General features: G+C 44.0%; 1 protein-coding gene. It reads right to left on the reverse strand.

Translation table 11 applies throughout. From position 1 onward, the window contains the following. Nucleotides 1–147 precede the first annotated feature (147 nt). On the reverse strand, nt 148–1,272 hold the full coding sequence (gene xerA, locus IEW94_RS14690) for a site-specific tyrosine recombinase/integron integrase (RefSeq protein WP_188654441.1): 1,125 nt from the start codon (nt 1,270–1,272) through the stop codon (nt 148–150). Nucleotides 1,273–1,326: the final 54 nt, after the last annotated feature.

Genomic DNA, 1,326 nt, shown 5'->3' on the forward strand with positions numbered 1-1,326 from the left:
GCTCAGAATTATTTTTCTGTTTTCTAATTGATATGTCCTTTAAATAATATTGGACTTTTTCCAATTTTTTGTCTAATTCAGTCATTTTTAAATTGTTTACAACGTATGTATATAGTTACCAAGGTAACTATATTTCTATTGTAGCAACTAAGATAGTAAATCTTTTACATTCATGAATGTGTTAGTTGCCACATGTGTGTAAATTTCAGTGGTCTTGGTAGAGCTGTGCCCTAGCAACATCTGGATATGGCGAAGATCCGTTCCGTCCTCCAACAAATGTGTCGCAAAACTGTGCCGCAACATATGGGGGCTCACCCTTTCTTTGATCCCGGCCCTTTCACCGGCCATGGTCACAATTTTCAATACGCTTGAGGCACTGTACCTTTCACCTGGCACCGGGCCTTCAAACAAATATTCCTTTGGCCTATGTGCCCTGTAATATGTTCTGAGGTCTTCCAAAACACTTTTGCTCAAGACCGTCAACCTGTCCTTATTGTTCTTGGCCTGCCTGACCTTGACCAACATCCTTTTGCCGTCAATGTCAACGGGCTTGAGGTCCAACAGTTCGCTGCGCCTCAGACCTGAACTGTACAAAAGACCGACTATACATTTGTGCTTGATGTTGTTCGTGCTGTCTATCATGGCGAGCACCTCCTCCTTGGACAGTACCTTTGGCAGCTTATGTTCTCTTCTTGGCCTCTCGATCGCATAGAACCTATTGGGCATGCCCAGTACCACCTCATAATAGAACTTTATGGCATTGATGGCCTGGTTGATGTATGAGTTGGATCGTTTCTCCTGCACGAGCCTTTGTAGGTAGTCCCTGATGTCATTTTCATCCAGGGACATTAAATCCACATCCTTATAATGGTTGATGAAAGACTCAAAACATGCCACATAATTTTTAACGGTGCTGTTGGCGTATTTCTTGAGTTCCAGTTTTTTGAGGTAATCCTCGGGAATGGTCCTATAGCCTTCCTTATGCTTACGGGTCCTGAACCATTGAACGTCAATCGTCCCCGCCGTATCCTTCAGCGGCCTGTCCCGGAAGAAATAGTTGCCGTTGACCCAAACCGTGCCCTTAAGCATTTTAAAGATCGCTTTCAGGTTCGGTTCACTGTTGGGCACATAGTGCATGTTGAACCGATCGCTCCATTCCAGCTCAGGCAATGTGCTGACCAGAGCCTGGGTGACCTTGTCAGCGTGGTATTGGAGCCCAATACACTTCTTGTTTCCGATCAGCAGGTGCTTTAGTGTAATCGATCGTTCCATGGGTGTTTTTTTCCGTTTCAAAACAATGTTAATGAAATAATATGTTATATTCGT

This window comes from Yeosuana aromativorans (assembly GCF_014646655.1).
GTDB classification, from domain to species: Bacteria; Bacteroidota; Bacteroidia; order Flavobacteriales; family Flavobacteriaceae; genus Yeosuana; species Yeosuana aromativorans.

Bases quoted from the DNA above. Each gene is read 5' to 3' on its own strand.
- xerA (WP_188654441.1), bottom strand. From the start codon at position 1,272: ATGGAACGATCGATTACACTAAAGCACCTGCTGATCGGAAACAAGAAG.